Below are 21,633 nucleotides of genomic sequence, written 5' to 3' on the forward strand. Positions count from 1 at the left end.
TATAAAGATTAGATATATAATCTTTAGAGATGAAAAATAAAAATGAGAAAATAAGAGAAATAATCACCAGAAATTACTTAAAAATATTTTTAAAAATAAAAACGACTGAATAAACAAATAAGCTTATTCAGTCATTAGTCTGCAGATTGAAAGTAGTAAAAAACTATTTTTCTATATTGAATTATCTGCTTTTCAGCATAGTATTTTTTTTCCAACTTCCATATTTCATATAAATTATACACATTATTAAAGATATAAATGTAGCTAAAGGAGCTCCAAAACCTATTTCATAAAGAGTTATTCCTTCTATTCTGCTTAGAACAAAAGAAACAGGAATTCTTATTAAAAATGTAGCTATAAGGCTATGTATCATTGGAAATATAGGATGCCCACACCCACTAAAAAAGGAATTCATACAAAATATAAAGCAAACAAGTATACAATCTATACTATATGATCTTAAATACATTGCAGCTGTATATATAACTTCTTTATCATTAGAGAAAAGAGATGTAATTTTTTCAGGAAAAATTTGTGAATATATATAAAAAGCAATACCTAAAATTAAAGAGCATCCTATTCCAGAATAAAGAGATTTCTGAGCTCTGTCCATTTTTCCAGCTCCCATATTTTGTGCAGTCATTACAGCTATGGCAGAAGCAAAAGCTGTTGGTGGAAGCATAGCAAATACAATAACTTTTTCAACCACTCCTACAGCAGCTGAAGCAGTAAGACCCATAGTATTTATGATAGTTGTAATAAGCAAAAAAGATATATTTATAAGTCCATCCTGTAATGCAATTGGAAGTCCAAGATGAAATATAATTTTAGCTTTTTTAGGAAATAACCAGATATATTTTTTACCAAATTCAAAAGAGAATCCTTTTTTCCATAAAAATAAGACAGCAAGTAAAAAGCTGACCCCTTGTGCACCTATAGTGGCAATAGCAGCACCAGTAGCTCCCATTTTGAAAAAATCAACCAGTATAATATCAGCAGTTATATTTATAAAACAAGCAATAGTTATGAAATATAAAGGAGTTTTTGAATCACCCATTCCTCTCAGAATACCACTTACAGCATTATAACCTATAATAAATGGAATACCACATGAACATATAAGGATATACTGCTGAGTATATATTATTGCTTCAGTAGGAGTATGCATTATCTTGGTAATATAATTAGTAGATAATATCATCAAAATAGTAAGAACTATAGAAATAATTTCAAAAATACATATAATAGTTCCAATAGTTTTTGCCATATCTTTTTCTCTTTTTGCTCCAAGATACTGTCCAATAAGGATAGTTCCTCCAGTTGTTATTCCTAAAATAACACCAGTGATTGTCTGCATTACTTGGCTTCCAATAGCCACAGCAGATACAGCAGCAGAATTTGCATATTGTCCAACTACAAAAAGATCAGCAGCTCCATAAAATGCTTGGAGAAGACTTGCCAGAAGAAAAGGAAATGAGAACTTCATCAATCCTTTAAAAACACTTCCTTCAATTAGTAAATTTTTTTGTTTCATAAATAAAAAATCCTCCTGTAAATTAAAAAATGCTGGATAAAACAGTTGGTTTCATCCAACCATCTTATCCAGCATATAAATTTTTTATATACCCTCCGATGAACAACTAAGTATACGATATTTTAAAAAAATTATCAAGAAAAATCTATATGTGTGTGGAGGAAAATAAAAATATATTGTATCATTTTCAATAGTTAGACCTGAGTGAAAAATCATGATATAATTACCTAGAAAAAAGAGTTTTAAAAAAGGTCAAAGAAGACAAATGATATAAAATATGCTATAATATAAAGTAAAATTTATTTAAGGGAAGGGATAATGGTTTTATTAGATATTTTAGAAAAAGGTCAAGAAAAAAGAGCATCAGACATTCATCTTGTAAATGGAGAAAAAGTAATCTATAGAATAAATGGAGAACTGATGAGAGATGAAAAAAATAAAGAAGTTTCAAAGAACTTTTTAATAGATTGTATAAAAGAGATATTAACAGAAAAACAAAAAGAAATATTTGAAAAAGTTAAGGAGATAGATATAGCTTTTGAAGACGTAAAAAAAAGAAGATATAGGATAAATTTATATAATGAAAAAGATTCACCAGCATTTTCCATAAGAGTTTTAACAAGAAAAGTACAGAGCTTTGAAAAGCTGAATCTTCCAGAAATATTGAAAAGTATGATAAAATATAAAAATGGACTGGTACTTGTGACAGGAGCTACAGGAAGTGGAAAGAGCACAACTTTGGCAGCTATGATAGAAGAAATAAACCAAAGAGAAGCTTTGAGTATAATAACTCTTGAAGATCCTATTGAATATATCTTTGAAAATAAAAAAAGTTTTATAAGACAAAGAGAAGTGGGAAGAGATACTTTATCTTTTGCAAATGCTTTAAAAAGTGTACTTAGGCAGGATCCAGATATAATAATGGTAGGAGAATTAAGAGATACAGAGAGTATAGAAGCAGCTCTTATATCAGCTGAAACAGGACATCTTGTATTTGGAACTCTTCATACTAATGGAGCAGCAGAAACAATTAATCGTCTCATAGATATTTTTTCAGAAGAAAAACAGGAACAGATAAAAATACAGCTTAGTTCAGTATTAAGGGGTATTGTGAGTCAGCAATTATTATTAGATAAAAAAGATGAAATTATTCCAGCTTTTGAAATACTTTTTGTGAATACTGCTGTATCTAACTATATAGCAACTGGAAAAATAAATCAGATATCTACTGCTATGGAAACAGGACAAAAGTATGGAATGATATCTATGAAGGAATATCTTTCTAATATGTATAAAAGTGGAGTTATAAATAAAGAAGAATATGACAGAAAAAGAGGTCAATAATGAATAAAGAAAAAGAAAGAATGCTGTTAGGAAAACTTTATCAAGGAAACACAGAAGAAATGATTGCTGAAAGAATAGAAGCAAAGAAAAAATGCTTTAAAATAAATTCTCTTTCTTTTGAAAAGTCTGATGAAATATTGAAAAACATAAAAGAACTTTTCAAAGAAGTAGGAGAGAATGCTGTTGTTATGAGTCCTATTATATGTGATTATGGATATAATATTTCAATTGGAGATAATACCTTTATAAACCATGACTGCATATTTCTTGATATTGGTAAAATAAAAATAGGAAATAATGTGTTAATAGGTCCTAGAGTATCTTTTTTAGCAGTAAATCATCCTCTGTTTTCAACTGAAAGAGAAACAGGATATGAGTATGGGACTCATATAACAATAGAAGATGGTGTATGGATAGGTGGAGCAGTTACAATAAATGATGGGGTAACTATTGGAAGAAATAGTGTAATTGGTTCAGGGAGTGTAGTTGTAAAAGACATTCCTGAAAATGTTATAGCAGCAGGAAATCCGTGCAGAGTATTAAGAGAGATTGAGGAAAAAGATAAGATGATGGAAAAATTCAATTTGGAGGAAAAGTGTTAATTAATTCAGATTTTGAAATAAATACCAGAAGTATAGAAGAATTTGCAAGAGTGATGGTACCAGAAGCACTTGATAAAACTATGAATCTTTCTATAAAAGAAACTTTTGATACTATAGAAATAAATATGAACATAGATGGAAAAAAAGGAAATTTTTCATATGCAAATCAAGAAGATAAAATAGATGAGCAGAAACAGACTATGGTAAAAATCCTTCTATTAAAAGTATATAACAAGGGATATTCTTGGGGTGGACTCATGGGAGTAAGACCTACAAAAGTATTGAGAAGGCTGTTATCTTTAGGATATTCATATGAGGAAGCAGAAGAGATGTTAAGAAATTTTTATATTGTAAGTGATGAAAAAATAGAGCTTCTTATGGATACTGTAAAGAAAGAAATGGAATTTTTGAATAGAAAATATATAAATTTATATGTGGGAATACCTTTTTGCCCAACTAAATGTAAATATTGTTCATTTGCTTCTTATGAGATAAATGGAGGAGTAGGAAGATATTACAAAGAATTTGTTGAAACTTTATTAGAAGAGATAGAAATGGCTGGAAGATTTTTGAGAGATGAAGGATATAAGATAGAATCTATCTATATAGGTGGAGGAACTCCAAGTACACTTACAGAAAGTGATTTAGAAAAAGTTTTAAGGAAAATAAATGAAAATATAGATATGACTCATTTGAAAGAATTTACTTTTGAAGCTGGAAGGGAAGATTCCCTTACTGAAAAAAAATTAGAACTTGTAAAGAAATATGGTGTTGATAGAATAAGTTTGAATCCTCAAACGTTTAATGAAGAAACCTTAAAAAAAGTAAATAGAAGGTTTAATAGAGAAAATTTTGATAAATATTTTAAAATTGCTAAAAATATGGGTTTTATAATAAATATGGATTTGATAATAGGGCTTCCAGATGAAACAACAGAAGATGTAGTTTATACTTTAGGTGAAATAGAAAAATATGATATAGAAAATCTAACTATACATTCTCTGGCATTTAAAAGAGCATCTAAACTTTTTAAAGAGGATAAAAGTAGAAAAGAACTGAACAGAGATATAATAGAAAACAGAATAAAAGAGCTTACTAAGAAAAAACAGATGAAACCATATTACATGTATAGGCAGAAAAATATTATGGAATGGGGAGAAAATGTTGGTTATGCAAAAGAAGGAAAGGAATCTGTATTTAATATAGAGATGATAGAGGAAAATCAGTCAACTATGGGATTAGGAGGAGGAGCTATCACAAAAATAGTAATAGAAGAAACAGAGTTCAGAGATTATATTGAAAGAATAATTAATCCAAAAGATCCAGCATTATATATAAAAGAAATGAAAGAAAGAATGGAGAGTAAGTATAAATTATTTAAAAAAGGAGAAATATAGATGAAAATCTGTAAAGGATTACTTATTGCTGCTATAGTTATAATTATCAGCAATTTTAGTTTTGGAGAAGAGGAAAGTTCAAAACCATTTAAATTAATAATGAGTGAAAATATGCTTGAAAAAACAGATAACCTTATGGATGTAAACATTGTTTCTAAAGAAGAAATGGTGTCACAGGGAATAGGAATAGGATATGTTAACAAGATTTTAAACTATAGAGAAAAAACAGGTGGTTTTGAAAAGTTAGAAGAGATGAAAAGGATAAAGGGGATTGGAGAAGCAACTTATGAAAAACTTTCTAAAAAATTTAAAATAGAGAGTGAAATTGAAAAAAAACCTCTCTATATAAATGAGGTTAATGATGAACTTTTAAAATATTTTGGTTTTGAGAAAAAAGAGATCAAAAAAATTAGAGAATATATTAATAAAAATAATAGAATAGATAATAATCTTCAATTAATGGAAATACTTTCAAAAAAAAGATATGAAAAATATAAAGAAATAATTAAATATGATAAATTTTAGAGGTGATATGAATGGGTAAAATAATAAGAGGAATAAGTAAAAATGCTAGATTTTTTCTTGTAGATTCAACAGATATAGTGCAGGAAGCATTGGATATACATAAATGCAGTCCTACTGCAATAGATGCTTTTGGAAGACTTCTTACAGCAGGAGTAATGATGGGAAGTACCTTAAAAGGAAAAGACGTATTAACTTTAAGGACAGATACAGATGGTCTATTAAGTAATATGGTAGTTACAGCAGATTCTGATGGGGGAGTAAAAGGATATGTTTCTGATCCTTCAGCAGATGTAGCATTAAAGGATAATGGAAGATCTAATGTAGGGGCTTTAGTTGGAAAAGGAATGTTAAGAATAATAAAAGATATGGGATTAAAAGAACCATATGTTGGAATGTCGCCAATAGATTCTGGAGAGATAGCTCAAGATTTAGCTTATTACTTTTTTAATTCTGATCAAACACCAACTGTGATAGCATTAGGAGTAAATTTAAAAGATGAAAAAACTGTAGCTTGTGCTGGAGGATATATGATACAGCTTCTTCCTGGTGCTGAGGAGTGTTTTATAGGAGCCTTAGAGGAAAAAATACAAGCAATAAGACCTATGACTGAACTCATGATAGGAGGAATGGATCTTAAAAGAATATTAAAACTTTTATATGAAGATATGAGCAGTGAAAATAATGAAAAATTGATTGAAGAATATGAAATACTTGAAGAAAAAGAAGTAAGTTATAAATGTAATTGTGATAAGGATAAATTCTACAGGGGCCTTATTACTCTTGGTAAAAAAGAATTAAATGAAATATTTGAGACACAGGAATTTTTGGAAACAGAATGTCACTTCTGTGGAAAAAAATATAAATTTACTAAGGAAGATTTTAAAGATATTTTAGAGGTGAAATAGATGAAACTTATAGATTCTCATGCTCATATGGATTCAAATCAATTTGATTCAGATAGAGCAGAGGTATTTCAAAGAATAAAAGATAAAATGGATTTTATAGTTAATATAGGTTATGACATTGAAAGCAGTAAACAAGGTGTGAAATATACTAAAGAATATGATTTCATATATGCTGCTGTAGGAATACATCCAGATGATATAGAAGGATATGATGATAAACTTGAACAGGAATTAGAAGAACTGGCAAAAAATGAAAAAGTATTAGCCATAGGTGAAATAGGATTGGACTATCACTGGATGACTCATCCAAAAGAGAAACAGCAGGAAATATTCAGAAGACAGATAAAAGTGGCAGAAAGAGTTGGAAAACCAGTAGTAATACATTCAAGAGATGCTATAGAGGATACTGTAAGAATATTAAAAGAATTTCCTTTGGTAAAAGGGATATTTCATTGCTATCCTGGATCAGTGGAAACGGCCTTTCAAGTAATGGATAACTATTATTTTGGGATAGGAGGAGTACTTACTTTTAAAAATGCAAAAAAACTGATAGAAGTAGTGAAAAATATACCTCTGGAAAAATTAATTCTTGAAACAGACTGTCCATATATGGCTCCTGATCCTTTTAGAGGAAAGAGAAATGAACCTATATATGTGGAATATGTAGCTAAAAAAATAGCAGAATTAAAAGAACTGTCATATGAAGAAGTTGCAGAAGCCACAAATCTAAATACAAGAAAAGCATATAATATGATATAGAAATGAGGGAAAAAATGATAATTTGTCCTGTTTGTAAAAAAATTCTAATTAAAAAAGAAAAAATTTATAAGTGTGAAAATAACCATTGTTTTGATGAAGGGAAACAAGGATATTTAAATCTTCTTCTTTCAAATCAAAAACATAGCAAAACTCCAGGTGATGATAAAGAAATGGTACTTAGCAGAAAGGGATTTTTGGAAAAAAATTACTATAAAATAATATCAGAAGCGGTTAATGATTTGATTTTGAGTAATAACTCATCTGGCAATATAGAAATATTAGATATAGGATGTGGAGAAGGGTATTATACAGGAAGATTAGAAAAATTTCTTGATGAAAAAGGAATAAAGTTTAATATAACAGGTATAGATATTTCTAAAGAAGCAGTAGTGTGTGCTGCAAAAACATATAAAAGTATAAAGTGGATAGTAGCTAGTGCTACTAACATTCCTCTAGAAGATGAATCATTAGACTGCATAACTTGTATGTTTGCTAAGATAATACCAGAAGAAAAGATGAGAACACTAAAAAAAGGCGGAAAATTAATAATAGTTTCTACTGGAGAAAATCATTTACTAGAATTGAAAAAAGTTGTATATGAGCAGGTAAGAACAGAATTTTACTCTCCAATAGAAGATTTGAAAATATTTAAACATATAAAAACAGTGAATTGTACAGGAAAGTCTTTTATAAAAGAAAATAAAAGTATAAAAAATCTTTTTGATATGACTCCATATAAATGGAGAAGTCCAAAAAAAGGTATAGACAGGTTGTTTGCATTACACAAGCTGGAAATAACTATTGATGTGAATATAGATATTTTTGAGAAAGAATAGTCCTCAAGGAGAGCAAATTATGATTCTAGGGATAGGAAATGATATTGTAGAAATAGAAAGAATTGAAAAAGTTATATCTAATGAGAAATTTTTAAAGAGGGTATATACTAAAAAAGAGAAAGAAATCATAGAAAAAAAAGGTAATAAAGCAGCTAGTTATGCTGGAAGATTTTCAGCAAAAGAAGCAATATCTAAAGCATTGGGAACAGGAGTAAGAGATTTTAATCTGACTGATATAGAAATATTGAATGATGAACTAGGAAAGCCATATGTTGTATTAAAAAATCAATTAAAAGACAGAATGGTAAATGTGAGAATAGAAATTTCTATTTCTCATTCTAAGAAATATGCAACAGCAGTAGCAGTTATGTTTAAAAAGGAGTGCTGAAGATGGAAATAAATAAAGAATTTTATATTGAACTTGAAAAATTTATCAACGAGTTAAAGGATAAAAAAAATGATGTGAAAATTCTTAATTTTGTACTGGAAAAACTGGATATTATACCAATAGAAGTACAAAAATTTATAGCAGACAAAACAGGTCTGCTTGAAATATCAATAGAAAATACAATTAATTTTTATCCTAAATTTAGGAATAAAGTCAGTGGGAAAAAAATAAAAGAAGTTTCTATATGTGTAGGAATGACCTGTGGGCTATATGGAAAAGAATTTTATGAAGAGCTTGCTAAAATACTTGAGATAGATGAAGATGGAATATCAAAAGATGGGAATATGCTTTTAACAACAAAAAGATGTTTTGGAAGGTGTAACAAAGGACCAAATATTTCCATTGATGGAGAAATATATAGTATGATGACTATGTCAGAATTAAAAATTAGACTGGGTTTAAAATAATATAAACTTAATTAGGAGGAAGAATTTGGATATACTGGATATAAAAAGAGAATTTGTTGAATACAAGCAAAAAATAATTGATATAAGGGGGTCTCTTTGACTTAGAAAAAAGAGAGAAGAAAATATCTGAGCTTGAAAAGACAACTATGGAAGAAAACTTTTGGAATGATAAAAGAATCAGCTCAACAGTTATAAAAGAAATGAATGGAGAAAAAGAAATTGTAGCAGAGTTTAAAAAATTGGTATCAGAAGTAGGGGAAGAGGAAATATTAATAGATTTCGTTGAAATGGGAGAAACTGATTTTCAAGCTGAACTTGAAGAAAAACACATTATCCTTGGAAAAGATATAGATAATTTTGATACAAGGCTTCTCTTAGATGGAGAATTTGATTCTAATAATGCTATTGTAACTATTCATTCAGGTGCTGGAGGAACGGAAGCTTGTGATTGGGCAGATATGCTTTACAGAATGTATTCAAGATGGTGTAATGAAAAAAAGTATAAAATAAGTGAAATGGATTTTATGCCTGGAGATAGTGTGGGAATAAAATCCATAACATTTCTTGTAGAGGGAAATAATGCTTATGGATATATGAAAAGTGAGAAAGGAATTCATAGATTAGTAAGAATATCTCCTTTTGATGCCAATAAAAAAAGACATACATCTTTTGCTTCAGTAGAAGTTATGCCAGAAGTTGATGAAAGTGTAGAGGTTAATATAGATGCTGGAGATTTAAGAATAGATACATACAGGGCCAGTGGCGCTGGGGGTCAGCATGTAAATATGACTGATTCTGCAGTAAGGATAACACATATTCCAACAGGAATTGTAGTTACATGTCAAAGAGAAAGGTCACAATTGAATAATAGAGAAACTGCTATGAAAATGTTAAAATCTAAATTAATTGAACTTGAAATGAAGAAAAAAGAGGAAGAACTGAAGAAAATACAAGGAGAACAAAGCGAAATAGGATGGGGAAATCAAATAAGATCATATGTATTCCAGCCATATACTTTAGTAAAAGACCACAGAACATCAGCTGAATCTGGAAATATTAAAGCTGTCATGGATGGAGATATAGATATTTTTATAAATACATATCTGAGATGGAACAAAACAAAATAATCCTTTAAAAAAGATTAAAATTGTGGTAAAATTTTTATTAAATTATTAAAACTAAGAGGGGTGGAAAAAATGGAAAAGAGAGTAAGGACAAGAATAGCGCCATCACCTACTGGAGATCCTCATGTAGGGACTGCGTATATAGCACTTTTTAACTTGGCATTTTCACATATTAATAATGGAGACTTTATTTTAAGAATAGAGGATACCGATCAAAATAGATATACTGCTGGTTCAGAACAGATGATTTTTGATGCACTAAAGTGGCTTGATCTGACTTATGCAGAAGGACCAGATGTAGGAGGACCTTATGGACCATATAGACAGTCAGAAAGATTTGAACTTTATGGTGATTATGCAAAACAATTAGTGGAAAAAGGTGGAGCATACTATTGTTTTTGTACACAGGAAAGATTGGAAAAATTAAGAGAAAGACAAAAAGCTATGGGGAAAGCACCAGGATATGATGGTCATTGCAGATCATTGACTGCTGAAGAAATTCAAGCTAAATTAGATGCTGGAGAGCCATATGTAATAAGATTAAAAATGCCTTATGAAGGTGAAACTGTCATAAAAGATAGATTAAGAGGAGATATTGTATTTGAAAATAATAAGATAGATGACCAAGTACTTTTAAAAGCAGATGGATATCCAACTTATCATCTTGCAAATGTAGTAGATGATCATTTAATGGAAGTCACTCATGTAATAAGGGCAGAAGAATGGATAGCTTCAACACCTAAACATATTCAATTATATAAAGCTTTTGGATGGGATGCACCAGAATTTATTCATATGCCTTTATTGAGAAATGCAGATAGAACTAAAATATCTAAAAGAAAAAATCCTGTATCTTTAAACTGGTATAGAGATGAAGGATATTTAAAAGAAGGTATAGTAAACTTCTTAGGATTGATGGGATATTCATTTGGAGAAAATAAAGAAATATTTACTTTGGAAGAGTTTAAAGAAAACTTTAATATAAATAAAGTATCCTTAGGAGGACCTGTATTTGATCTTGTAAAACTTGGTTGGGTAAATAATCAGCACATGAGAATGAAAGATATTGATGAACTTTCTAAATTAGCAGTTCCTTTCTTCCAACAACAAGGGCATGTAGGAGAAAATATTTCAGAAAAGGAATATGAAGCTATTGTTAAAATAGTTGGAATATTGAGAGAAAGTGCTCAAACTTTAAAAGAACTTGCAGTAGAAGCAGCAGCTTACTATCAAGATGAGTTTAAACTTCCAGAAGTAACTGAAGAAATGAATAAAAAAGAAAGAAAAAGTGTAGAAAAATTATGTTCATCCATAGAAGATTCAGTTGGAAAAGAATCTATAAAATTATTTATGGAAAAACTTGAAAAATGGGAAAAAGATGAATTTACAGTAGAAGAGGCAAAAGATTTATTACATCATACAATGGATGAAATTGGAGAAGGCCCAGCAAAAGTATTTATGCCATTGAGAGCAGTAATTACTGGACAAGCTAGAGGAGCTGATCTTTTTAATGTTCTTTATATAATAGGAAAAGAAAGAACATTAAAAAGAATGAAAACTATGATAGCTAAATACAATATTCTTTAATATAAAGAAAAAAGGAAAGAGCAAAACTCTTTCCTTTTTTATAATATTTATGTAAAAGCAGAAATTGTTTTTACATGAAGAAAATTTATGTTATAATATTTTAGGAGTAAATCTTTTTAATAGGAGGATGATCACAAGTTGTTAAAAACAGAATTATTAAAAACTGAGATATTCAGGGATTATAGTGATAAAGACTTGGTTAAAGAGGAAGAAGAAATAAGATTTTTACTTTTAGAAGATTCTCAAAACATAGAAAATTTAAAAAGTCTAGCAGCAATATTATATTATAAAAGAGATTATAATGGAGCAATTAAATTATATGAAAAAATAGTGAAAACAAATTCTAAAAATGCAGATTATACAGCTTTTTTAGGGTATCTTTATTATGAAAATGAAAATTATGAAAATGCTATTGATTATTTTAATAAATCATTAGAAATAGCACCAGATAATCCTTTTGTTCATTTTCTTCTTGGTAATACTTATTCTAGAGCTGGATTAATAAAGGAAGCTATTAATAGTTACGATTTTGCCATATTTTTAGATTTAGATATTTATACTGCACACTTAGATTTTGCAAAAAAATATGAAGCAATAGGACAGAAACACAGAGCCTTGAAAGAGTATATAATAGCTTATGAAATAGATCCCAGAGAAAAGAATATAATAAACAGGATAAATGAATTAAAAGTAGATATTGGATCTAAGAAATATTAAAAATTTCTAATAGAAGGAAAAGCGTTTCTTTTCTTTCTATTTTTACTTTTTAATATTTAATTTTTAAAGGAGAGGAAATGATATATAGTGTTTCATTAGTATTTATACTAATAATATTTTTATTTATAGGGATGACATTTGGATTTAATAGAGCAGTAGCGTTCATTCCAGTTCTATTTATCATCTTTTTACTTGTTGCATTTCTTGGATGGTTTGCAATAAATTTTTTCTGGTTGATACTCCTTGTGATGTTGATAAATTATATCAAGAATCAAGGTCAACCTAAGAGTACCAAAAAGAAAACTTATTATTATAAATTTGAAAGAACAGAGGATTTTGATGAGTTTTTTCGTCAGGCTGGACAACAGAGTGGAGGTTATTCTTATGGGGGAAGTAATGGAAACCCATTTGGATATGCTGAAGACAAAACTAAGTATTATAAAATTTTAGGTGTTAACTCTAATGCAACAAAAGATGAGATAAAAAAAGCATATAGAGAACTTGTGAAACAACATCATCCAGATAAATTTGTTAATGCAAGTGAAAGTGATAAAGCATACCATGAAAACAGAATAAAAGAGATAAATGAAGCTTATGATAAATTATCAAAGGATTTTTCTTAGCTTGAAATGATTTATGAGCTATGCTATAATTATATGGATTTAAGTTTAGTGAAAAAATTAATTTACTCTTAACAAATAAAGGAGAAAAAAATGAAATTGAAAACATTGATTCTTGCTGCTGGGAAAGGTACTAGGATGAAGTCAGAACTTCCTAAAGTTATACATAAAGTAAATGGGATTCCAATGATTTCTAAAATAATTAAAGTTTTAGAAGTATTAAAACCTGAAGAAAATATACTTATTTTAGGGCATAAAAAAGAAGAAGTTTTGAAGGTGGTAGGAGAAAATGCAGACTATGTAGTACAAATTGAACAACTTGGAACAGGACATGCAGTACTACAGGCAAAAGATAAATTAAAAGATTATGATGGAGATATAATGGTGCTTTGTGGAGATACTCCTCTATTGAGAGAAAAAACTCTAGAAGAACTTTATAAATTTCATAAAGAAACTAATTCAGTAACAACTATACTTACTTCTATCTACAATAATCCATTCGGGTATGGAAGAATAGTAAAAGAAAATGGATTAGTTAAGGCAATAGTTGAAGAAAAAGAAGCAGATGATGAAGTTAAAAAAATAAAAGAGGTCAATGCTGGAGTATATTGTTTTAAAGGAAAAGAACTTTTTGAGGCTCTTTCAAAAATAAATAATAATAATGAAAAGGGTGAGTATTACTTAACTGATGTAATAGGAATACAAGTAAAAGAAGGGAAACAAGTACAAGGTTATATATTGAATGATAATATAGAAATACTTGGTGTAAATTCAAAAGTGGAACTAGCACAAGCTTCTAAAGTGTTAAGGGATAGAAAAAATATAGAACTTATGGAGAAGGGAGCTATTCTTATAGATCCAGTTGCTGTGTATATAGAAGAAGATGTAGAAATAGGCAGAGATACTGTTGTTTATCCAGGAGTAATTTTACAGGGAAAAACAATAATTGGAGAAAATTGTCAAATTTTAGGAAGTACCAGAATAATTGACAGCATTTTAGGAAATGATATTAAGGTGGAAAGTTCAGTAATAGAAGATAGTATATTAGAAAATGGAGTAACTATGGGGCCTTTTGCACATTTGAGACCAAAGAGCCATTTAAAAGAAAAAGTACATATTGGAAATTTTGTAGAGGTAAAAAAATCTATTCTGGAAAAAGGAGTAAAAGCTGGTCATCTAACTTATTTAGGAGATGCTCAGATTGGGGAAGACACAAATATTGGAGCAGGAACTATAACTTGTAACTATGATGGAAAAAACAAGTTTAAAACTGTTATAGGAAAGAATTCTTTTATTGGAAGTGATTCTATGCTAGTAGCTCCAGTAATCATTGGGGAAAATGCTCTGATAGGAGCAGGGTCAGTAATAACTAAAGATGTTCCTGATAACTCATTGGCTGTATCAAGAAGTAAACAAATTATTAAAAATGATTGGAGGAAATAAGAAATGGTTAAATCTGAAAATGTTAAGATTTTTGCTGGAACATCAAATGTGACTTTAGCTGCAAAAATTGCTGAGAGGTATGGGCTGCCGTTAGGAGAAGCAGAAGTAGTTAGATTTAAAGATGGTGAAGTTTTTGTTAAAATTGATGAAACTGTTAGAGGTAGAGATGTTTTTGTGGTGCAATCGACTTCTGAACCTGTTAATGAAAATTTAATGGAACTTTTGATTTTTATTGATGCACTTAAAAGAGCTTCTGCAAAAAGTATCAATGTCATTATTCCTTATTATGGATATGCAAGACAGGATAGAAAATCTAGTCCTAGAGAACCAATTACTTCTAAATTAGTAGCAAATTTATTAACAAAATCAGGAGCTAACAGAATTGTTGCCATGGACCTACATGCTGATCAAATACAAGGATTTTTTGATATCCCAGTAGATCATATGCAAGCCTTACCATTAATGGTAAAATATTTCATGAAAAAAGGACTTTATGGAGATGATGTAGTAGTAGTTTCTCCAGATATTGGTGGAGTAAAGAGAGCTAGAAAACTAGCAGAGTGGTTAGATTGTAAAATAGCTATTATTGATAAAAGAAGACCAAAACCGAATATGTCAGAAGTTATGAATCTTATAGGAGAAGTTCAAGGAAAAACTGCTATATTTATAGATGATATGATTGATACAGCTGGTACTATTACAAATGGTGCTGCTGCTATAATAGGCAGAGGAGCAAAAGAAGCTTATGCTTGCTGTACACATGCAGTATTTTCTGATCCTGCTATTGAAAGATTGGCTGCATCTCCTTTAAAAGAAGTTATAGTAACTGATTCCATTGCTCTACCAGAAAGAAAAAAATTAGATAAGGTAACTGTTCTTTCAGTTGATGAAATTTTTTCAGAAGCTATTAACAGAATTGTAAATAATCAATCAGTTTCTGAATTATTCGAAAAAGCCGAAACAAAAAGAAATGTTAAATAATCCAGTCATAAAGGTAAAAAAATAATTTTTTCTGATAAAAGCTAGTAGTTTTACTAGCTTTTTATTTGTATATATGATAAAATTATGAATATTTTAATAATGATATATTAGGTTAGGTGTATAAAATGAACAAAACTAAATATACTTCTTTTAATGTTGACTATGATAAAATAGGAGAGCTCTTAAAAGAAGGAAATTTGATAATTTATCCTACTGATACTGTATATGGTGTAGGGGGGATAATAGATTCAGATGAAGCTATTACTAAAATTTACAAAGCTAAAGAGAGAAGTTTTAAATCACCTCTTATAGTTTTAGTAAGTGATGTATCTAAAATAGAAAAAATAGCATATATTGAAGAAAAGAATAAAGAAAAAATAGAAAAGTTAATGAAAGAATTTTGGCCTGGAGGACTTACTATTATATTAAATAAAAAAAATAATGTTCCTGATATAATGGTATCAGATGGAAAAACTGTAGGAATTAGAATGCCTGATCTTGATATTTCTTTAAAAATAATAGAAAAAGCAGGAGGGTTGTTACCTACTACAAGTGCAAATATATCTGGTGAGACAACACCAAGAAGTTATGATGAACTTTCAGAAAGTTTTAAAGAAAGAGTAGAGATACTAGTTGATGGAGGAAAATGTCCAATAGGAAATGCCTCAACTATAATAGATATGAGTGATAAACCTAAAATACTTAGAGTGGGAGCTATATCTATTGAAGATATAGAAAAAGTTATTGGAAAAATAAATGGGGAGGAAATAAATTAATGAAAACACAAAGAGTAAATCCAAATGCAATGAATCCTATGCAGATGAATAATATGTCATCTATGATGGGAATGATGAACAGCATTCAAAAAATAGGTAAAGGAAAAAGAAAATATTCTATCATGCTGGACAAAAATAATAAAAAATTCTTAGCAAAATTTATAGATGAAGTAAAAAAACAATTTGCTTCTTCACCTTTAGGAGCACAAGGACAAGGAGTCAGTGATTTTTTTGATTATGTAAAAAAAATGTGTGAAGATAAAAACCAAATGGAACTTAAAGTTAGTTTTGAAGAATATGAATTCCTTAAAAAAATGGTAATTGATTCTATTAAGGGAATGGAAGGTATGGAATTCAAATGGTATCAGTTTATTAAAAAAGGTATGATAAAGATGATGGTAAAACAATACAGAGAACTTCTGACAAAATTAAAATAAAATTATCTTTGTGAAGGGGGAATAATGAAGAAAGATTATAGTATTGGAGTATTTGACTCTGGAGTTGGTGGCACAACTGTACTAAAGATAATGGCAGAAATATTACCCCATGAAAATATGATATATTATGCTGATAGTGGGAATGCTCCATATGGAAAAAAAACAACAGAGGAATTACAAAGTTTATGTTTTAATATAATGGATTTTTTTTTGAAAAATAGATGTAAAGCTGTAGTTATAGCATGTAACACAGCTACAGCTGCTGCTTTAACTGCAATAAAAGAAAGATATGATATACCTGTAATAGGAGTGATAACTCCAGGTTCAAGAGCAGCGATAAATATAAGTAAAAATGGGCATATTGCTGTATTAGCAACTCCTTTTACTGCCAACTCAAATGCTTATGAAAAAGAAATAAAAAAATTTGATAAAAAAGCTTCTGTATATCAAGAGGGATGTTCTGAACTTTGTACTATGATAGAAGAGGGATGGGAAACTTTTGAAAATAGAGGAGATATTTTAGATAGACATATATCACAATTTCCAGGTTCAGCAGATACACTGATATTAGGGTGTACTCATTATCCTATTATAAAAAAAGATATAGAAAAATATTTTTCTGGAAAAATAGTTGATCCAGCAAAAGAAACTGTTGCTGAACTTATTGATACATTGAGAGATGATGATTTGTTAAATAACTCTAAAGAGAGAGGAAAGATTGAATTTTTTGTCAGTGGAAATAAGGAACAATTCAGAAAAATAGCAGAGAAGTTTTTAGGATTTGAAGTTAAAAAACTTTATCAGATAGAGAAATAACCAAAATAAAAGAAATATCCTTTAAAAAGATATTTCTTTTTTTGTTATATACCAAGACGGAATAATCTTGTCAAATCCATCAAAATGGTCATAGGTTTTATAATACCTGTTTTTCATTCCATTAATTTCATTGTCATCAAAATTTTCTGCCCAAACTATTGAAATTAAAGATGAAAGAGCACAATAAAAAGAAAAATTTTCCCAAAATTCATAAGATGGTTCATTGTTGAAATAACCATGAATTTGTCCAATAGAAAAAGGAATGCTATTTTCTATACTGAAACTTTGTAATTTAAAAAACTCTTCATATCTATTGCCGCAACTGTAACGATTAAAGTCAATAACACCTATATGTTCATCTGGGGTAAGAATGAGATTCCCAACATGAAAATCACCATGGAGATAAACAGCGGCAGAGGAGGTTGCCAAATCTATATTATCTCTAACATATTTTAAAACCTTAGAATCATTTTTAACTCTATTGGAACTTTTTTCAAAATTTTCTAATTTCCAGAGATGATATTTTTCTTTATTTGGAGGGATATCTTTTTTTTCTACTTGGATAGAATGAATTTTTTTTAATATTTGACCAGCTTCAATTCCCAAAAGATATTGTTTCTTTTCAGATAAATAAGGTAGGATTTCTTCTAATGGTTTTCCCACAATCCAATTTAATATCATATACACATAAGAATAATGAATATCTTTTCCGAAATATAAAGCCTTAGACATTGTGAAATCTAAGGTGTTTATTTTTTTTATAAATTGAAATTCATTTTTTTTATTTTCATAAAATTTAATATTAGAAATACGCAGAAGAAGTTTTTCATTATCATTAGTTTCGATATAATATTTTTTGTCACTTGACCATCCTTTTTTTATTTCAGATATATTTACCCAATTTTCTGAAAAAGGAATATCCTTAAATGAAAAAAGCATTCTTACTCACCTCAAATTTTATTTATAAGCATCTCCTATAAGACCTACAGCTTCTTTTGCTCTCATTATTTTTTCTCTTGCAATAGCTTTAGCTTTTTTAGCTCCTTCATAAAGAACTTCCTGTACATAATCCTTGTTTTCTACTAGATGTTCTCTTTTTTCTCTGGCTTTTCCAAAGTATTCAAGGATGGCATTTAAAAGTTCAGTTTTAGCATGACCGTAACCAAAGTTTCCAGCAAGGAATTTTTCTTTAAGTTCATTTTGCTTTTCAATAGAAGCAAAAAGAGTATAAAGTTTAGCTATATTATTATTTGGGTCTTTTGGTTCCTCTAAAGGAGTAGAGTCAGTGACTATACTCATAACCTGTTTTTTTAGTTCTTTTTTAGAAGCAAACATATTTATTGTATTACCATAAGATTTACTCATCTTTTGCCCATCTGTGCCTGGAATAACTGCAAGATCATCCATTATAAGGGGATCAGGAAGTTTAAAAAGTTCAACATCATATTGTTGGTTAAACTTCATGGCTATATCCCTTGTCATTTCAAGATGCTGTTTTTGATCTTTTCCTACTGGAACAATATCAGTATCGTAAATAAGAATATCAGCAGCCATAAGGACAGGATAAGTCAAGAGACCTGCATTTGGGGTAAAGCCTTTAGCAACTTTGTCTTTATATGAATGACCTCTTTCTAATAGTCCTACTGGAGTGACATTTGAAAGAAGCCAAGAAAGCTCAACATGTTCTGGTATATCAGATTGAAGAAATATAGTAGATTTTTCAGGATCTAATCCAAGAGCAAGATAATCAAGCACAATATTATATGTATTTTCTTTTAAAGATTTTGGGTCAGTAAGAGAAGTAAGAGAATGATAGTCAGCGATAAAATAAAATCCTTCAAATTCACCACTGTTTTGATTTTTTAAAAACTGGCTGATTGCACCAAAGTAGTTTCCAAGATGAAGGATCCCACTAGGTTGAATACCAGATAAACTTCTTTTCATAGAAATTCCTCCTAAAACTAAAATATATTCTACATAGTACCATATATATAAAAAAAATTCAATAATCCAGCTCTTTTTAAAAAAGAAGTAATGTAGTATAATGAAATTGATGGACAAGAAAAAGAAAGAAAATTTTGGAGGGATAATATGGATTATTATGTGGGAGTAGATTTAGGAGGAACAAACACTAAAATAGGATTATTAAATATAGAAGGAGATATATTAAAAAGTTCTATTATAAAAACACTTTCATCAGAAGGTGTAGATAAGACTATGGAAAGAATATGGATAGTGATACAAGAACTTGCAAAGGAAACAGATGTAAATATAGAAAATATAAAAGGAATAGGAATGGGAATTCCTGGTCCTGTTGAGGATCAAAGTATAGTAGCTTTTTTTGCAAATTTTCCTTGGGGAACTAATGTGAATATAAAAGAAAAACTTGAAAAAATAACTGGAATAGAAACAAAGTTAGATAATGATGCTAATATTATAGCTTTGGGAGAAGCTAAATATGGAGCTGCTAAAGGAAGTAAAAGCAGTGTAACAGTAGCTCTTGGTACAGGTATTGGAGGAGGAATATATGTAAATGGTATGCTTATATCTGGATATAAAGGTGCTGGTGGAGAAGTAGGACATATGAAAATAGTAAAAGATGGAAGACTATGTGGATGCGGACAGAAAGGATGCTTTGAAGCATATGCGTCTGCAACTGGTTTGATAAGAGAGGCAGTTTCAAGACTTACTGTGAATAAACAGAATCTTCTTTATACTATGATAGAAGGAAACATAGCAGGACTTGAGGCAAAGGATATATTTGATGCTGCAAAAGAAGGAGATATTTTTTCCTTGGATCTTGTAGATTATGAAGCAGAATATTTGGCTATGGGTATAGCTAATATTTTAAATATAGTAAATCCAGAAACTATAGTTTTAGGAGGAGGAGTTGCTTTAGCAGGAGATATATTGCTTAATCCTCTTAGAAAAAAATTAGAAAAGTATGCTCTTCCAGTTACACTAGAAGACTTAAAGATTGTTCAAGGAGTATTAGGAAATGAGGCAGGAATTAAAGGAGCAGTTGGACTTTTTTCGTAAAATAATATAAATTTATAAAAATATTTTTGGGAATATGAATTATTTCTTCTTAGTTTATAAAGTTTTTGGAATTTTTATGTAAAGATATTGACAAAGCTTGAATAAAAGATTATATTAATTAGTGAAAGTATAGTTTTAAAATCTTAGTTTCATAAATAAATTATAAGGTTCTATAACAGTACAAAAGAGCCTTGTAAAAACTTAGGAGGTATTTTAGCTATGAAAAAAACAAGTTTAATACTAGGAGCACTATTATTAGTGGCAGGTTTAACTGGATGTGGTGATAAAAAAGAAGCTGCTCCAGCAGATACAGCATCAGCACCAAAAGCAGAAAAAAAATTAAGAATAGGTTTCACAGCTTATAAGTTTGATGATAACTTTATCGCGTTATACAGAAAAGTTGTATTAGATGAAGCTAAGAAAATAGAAAATAAAGTGGACTTAACAATGGTTGATTCTCAAAATAGTCAACAAACTCAAAATGATCAAATTGATGTAATGCTTTCTAAGGGAACAGATGCATTAGCAGTTAATTTAGTTGATCCAGCAGCTGGACAAACAGTAATGGAAAAAATTAAAGCAGAAAATGTACCAGTTGTATTCTATAATAAAAAACCTGCAAAAGAAGTTTTAGAAGCTTATGAAAAAGCTTATTATGTGGGAATTGACCCTAATGCTCAAGGAATAGCTCAAGGTGAACTTATCATGAAAGCTTGGAAAGCCAATCCAGATTTAGATTTAAACAAAGATGGAAAGATTCAATATGTAATGATTAAAGGTGAACCTGGACATCCAGATGCTGAAGCAAGAACAATTTATTCAATCAAAACTTTAAATGATAATGGAATAGAAACTGAAGAATTACATTTAGACGCTGCAATGTGGGATACAGCACAAGCAAAAGATAAAATGGATGCATGGTTATCAGGACCTAATGGAGATAAAATTGAAGTTGTTATTTGTAACAATGATGGAATGGCTTTAGGAGCTATTGAGTCAATGAAAGCTGTTGGAAAAAAACTTCCAGTATTTGGAGTAGATGCTTTACCAGAAGCAATTGTTAAAATTGAAGCAGGAGAAATGGCTGGAACTGTTCTTAATGATGCTAAAGGACAAGGAAGAGCTACTTGGGATATGGTAGTTAACCTAGCAGAAGGAAAAGCTCCAACTGAAGGAACTGAATGGAAATTAGATGAGAAAGAAATTTTAATACCTAGTATTGGAATTGACAAAGATAATGTAGCAGACTTCAAATAAGATAAAATTATATAAATAAAGTATTCTTTGAAATAGAAGGGGGATTGTTTTACAGACACATCTCCCTTTTTCCAAAAAA

The 21,633-nt window shown here is 29.4% G+C and carries 23 protein-coding genes; 20 read left to right on the forward strand and 3 right to left on the reverse strand.

The window, feature by feature from the left end; translation table 11 throughout:
* Positions 1 to 181: 181 nt before the first annotated feature.
* On the reverse strand, positions 182 to 1,534 hold the full coding sequence (locus E6771_RS00220) for an MATE family efflux transporter (protein ID WP_316088764.1): 1,353 nt from the start codon (positions 1,532 to 1,534) through the stop codon (positions 182 to 184).
* 318 nt (positions 1,535 to 1,852) lie between these two features.
* On the opposite strand from E6771_RS00220, the gene E6771_RS00225 reads away from it, so the two are divergent.
* The 18 genes from E6771_RS00225 to murI all read left to right on the forward strand — a co-directional run bounded on the left by E6771_RS00225 (position 1,853) and on the right by murI (position 17,258).
* Entirely contained in the window at positions 1,853 to 2,878 is a 1,026-nt protein-coding gene (locus tag E6771_RS00225) for a PilT/PilU family type 4a pilus ATPase (RefSeq protein WP_316088765.1), read from the forward strand.
* Positions 2,878 to 3,480: a sugar O-acetyltransferase gene (locus E6771_RS00230; protein ID WP_316088766.1), complete on the forward strand. Its 603-nt coding sequence runs from the start codon at positions 2,878 to 2,880 to the stop codon at positions 3,478 to 3,480. The genes E6771_RS00225 and E6771_RS00230 overlap by 1 nt, the downstream gene beginning before the upstream one ends.
* The gene (locus E6771_RS00235) at positions 3,474 to 4,877 is read left to right on the forward strand and encodes a coproporphyrinogen III oxidase (RefSeq protein ID WP_316088767.1); all 1,404 of its coding nucleotides are present in this window, start codon (positions 3,474 to 3,476) and stop codon (positions 4,875 to 4,877) included. Before E6771_RS00230 ends, E6771_RS00235 begins: the two co-directional genes overlap by 7 nt.
* On the forward strand, positions 4,878 to 5,402 hold the full coding sequence (locus E6771_RS00240; protein ID WP_316088768.1) for a helix-hairpin-helix domain-containing protein: 525 nt from the start codon (positions 4,878 to 4,880) through the stop codon (positions 5,400 to 5,402).
* A gap of 11 nt (positions 5,403 to 5,413) precedes the next feature.
* Positions 5,414 to 6,307: an Hsp33 family molecular chaperone HslO gene (hslO, locus tag E6771_RS00245; protein ID WP_316088769.1), complete on the forward strand. Its 894-nt coding sequence runs from the start codon at positions 5,414 to 5,416 to the stop codon at positions 6,305 to 6,307.
* Positions 6,308 to 7,066, forward strand: coding sequence for a TatD family hydrolase (locus E6771_RS00250; protein ID WP_316088770.1), 759 nt, complete (start codon positions 6,308 to 6,310; stop codon positions 7,064 to 7,066).
* Between the two features lie 14 nt (positions 7,067 to 7,080).
* Positions 7,081 to 7,902, forward strand: a complete 822-nt coding sequence (locus E6771_RS00255) for a putative RNA methyltransferase (RefSeq protein ID WP_316088771.1) — start codon at positions 7,081 to 7,083, stop codon at positions 7,900 to 7,902.
* A gap of 19 nt (positions 7,903 to 7,921) precedes the next feature.
* Positions 7,922 to 8,290 carry a holo-ACP synthase gene (acpS, locus tag E6771_RS00260; protein WP_316088772.1) on the forward strand — a complete coding sequence of 123 codons (369 nt, stop codon included), beginning with the start codon at positions 7,922 to 7,924 and terminating at the stop codon, positions 8,288 to 8,290.
* A gap of 2 nt (positions 8,291 to 8,292) precedes the next feature.
* Complete coding sequence (locus E6771_RS00265) at positions 8,293 to 8,757, forward strand: NAD(P)H-dependent oxidoreductase subunit E (RefSeq protein WP_316088773.1); 465 nt, start codon at positions 8,293 to 8,295, stop codon at positions 8,755 to 8,757.
* A 25-nt stretch (positions 8,758 to 8,782) separates the two neighbouring features.
* A protein-coding gene (gene prfB / locus E6771_RS00270; protein WP_316088774.1) for a peptide chain release factor 2 occupies positions 8,783 to 9,884 on the forward strand; the annotation gives its coding sequence in 2 pieces (ribosomal slippage) (positions 8,783 to 8,854 and positions 8,856 to 9,884; 1,101 coding nt in all).
* 69 nt (positions 9,885 to 9,953) lie between these two features.
* The gene (gene gltX / locus E6771_RS00275; RefSeq protein ID WP_316088775.1) at positions 9,954 to 11,468 is read left to right on the forward strand and encodes a glutamate--tRNA ligase; all 1,515 of its coding nucleotides are present in this window, start codon (positions 9,954 to 9,956) and stop codon (positions 11,466 to 11,468) included.
* Positions 11,469 to 11,606: 138 nt separating this feature from the next.
* Positions 11,607 to 12,185, forward strand: a complete 579-nt coding sequence (locus tag E6771_RS00280; protein WP_316088776.1) for a tetratricopeptide repeat protein — start codon at positions 11,607 to 11,609, stop codon at positions 12,183 to 12,185.
* A 77-nt stretch (positions 12,186 to 12,262) separates the two neighbouring features.
* Entirely contained in the window at positions 12,263 to 12,808 is a 546-nt protein-coding gene (locus E6771_RS00285) for a J domain-containing protein (RefSeq protein WP_316088777.1), read from the forward strand.
* Between the two features lie 90 nt (positions 12,809 to 12,898).
* Positions 12,899 to 14,248, forward strand: a complete 1,350-nt coding sequence (gene glmU, locus E6771_RS00290; RefSeq protein WP_316088778.1) for a bifunctional UDP-N-acetylglucosamine diphosphorylase/glucosamine-1-phosphate N-acetyltransferase GlmU — start codon at positions 12,899 to 12,901, stop codon at positions 14,246 to 14,248.
* 3 nt (positions 14,249 to 14,251) lie between these two features.
* On the forward strand, positions 14,252 to 15,229 hold the full coding sequence (locus tag E6771_RS00295) for a ribose-phosphate pyrophosphokinase (protein WP_316088779.1): 978 nt from the start codon (positions 14,252 to 14,254) through the stop codon (positions 15,227 to 15,229).
* Positions 15,230 to 15,354: 125 nt separating this feature from the next.
* On the forward strand, positions 15,355 to 16,005 hold the full coding sequence (locus tag E6771_RS00300; protein ID WP_316088780.1) for an L-threonylcarbamoyladenylate synthase: 651 nt from the start codon (positions 15,355 to 15,357) through the stop codon (positions 16,003 to 16,005).
* Entirely contained in the window at positions 16,005 to 16,442 is a 438-nt protein-coding gene (locus E6771_RS00305) for a hypothetical protein (protein WP_316088781.1), read from the forward strand. The genes E6771_RS00300 and E6771_RS00305 overlap by 1 nt, the downstream gene beginning before the upstream one ends.
* A gap of 24 nt (positions 16,443 to 16,466) precedes the next feature.
* Complete coding sequence (gene murI, locus E6771_RS00310) at positions 16,467 to 17,258, forward strand: glutamate racemase (RefSeq protein ID WP_316088782.1); 792 nt, start codon at positions 16,467 to 16,469, stop codon at positions 17,256 to 17,258.
* Positions 17,259 to 17,279: 21 nt separating this feature from the next.
* Here the strand turns inward: murI and E6771_RS00315 are convergent, their stop codons facing one another.
* Entirely contained in the window at positions 17,280 to 18,197 is a 918-nt protein-coding gene (locus E6771_RS00315; protein ID WP_316088783.1) for an aminoglycoside phosphotransferase family protein, read from the reverse strand.
* Between the two features lie 18 nt (positions 18,198 to 18,215).
* Positions 18,216 to 19,202 carry a tryptophan--tRNA ligase gene (gene trpS / locus E6771_RS00320; protein ID WP_316088784.1) on the reverse strand — a complete coding sequence of 329 codons (987 nt, stop codon included), beginning with the start codon at positions 19,200 to 19,202 and terminating at the stop codon, positions 18,216 to 18,218.
* A 147-nt stretch (positions 19,203 to 19,349) separates the two neighbouring features.
* Between trpS and E6771_RS00325 the strand changes: the two genes are divergently transcribed.
* Positions 19,350 to 20,297 carry an ROK family protein gene (locus E6771_RS00325; protein ID WP_316088785.1) on the forward strand — a complete coding sequence of 316 codons (948 nt, stop codon included), beginning with the start codon at positions 19,350 to 19,352 and terminating at the stop codon, positions 20,295 to 20,297.
* A 219-nt stretch (positions 20,298 to 20,516) separates the two neighbouring features.
* On the forward strand, positions 20,517 to 21,554 hold the full coding sequence (gene mglB / locus E6771_RS00330; protein ID WP_316088787.1) for a galactose/glucose ABC transporter substrate-binding protein MglB: 1,038 nt from the start codon (positions 20,517 to 20,519) through the stop codon (positions 21,552 to 21,554).
* Positions 21,555 to 21,633: the final 79 nt, after the last annotated feature.

The sequence above is a fragment of the Fusobacterium sp. genome, assembly GCF_032477075.1.
Lineage (GTDB): Bacteria > Fusobacteriota > Fusobacteriia > Fusobacteriales > Fusobacteriaceae > Fusobacterium_A.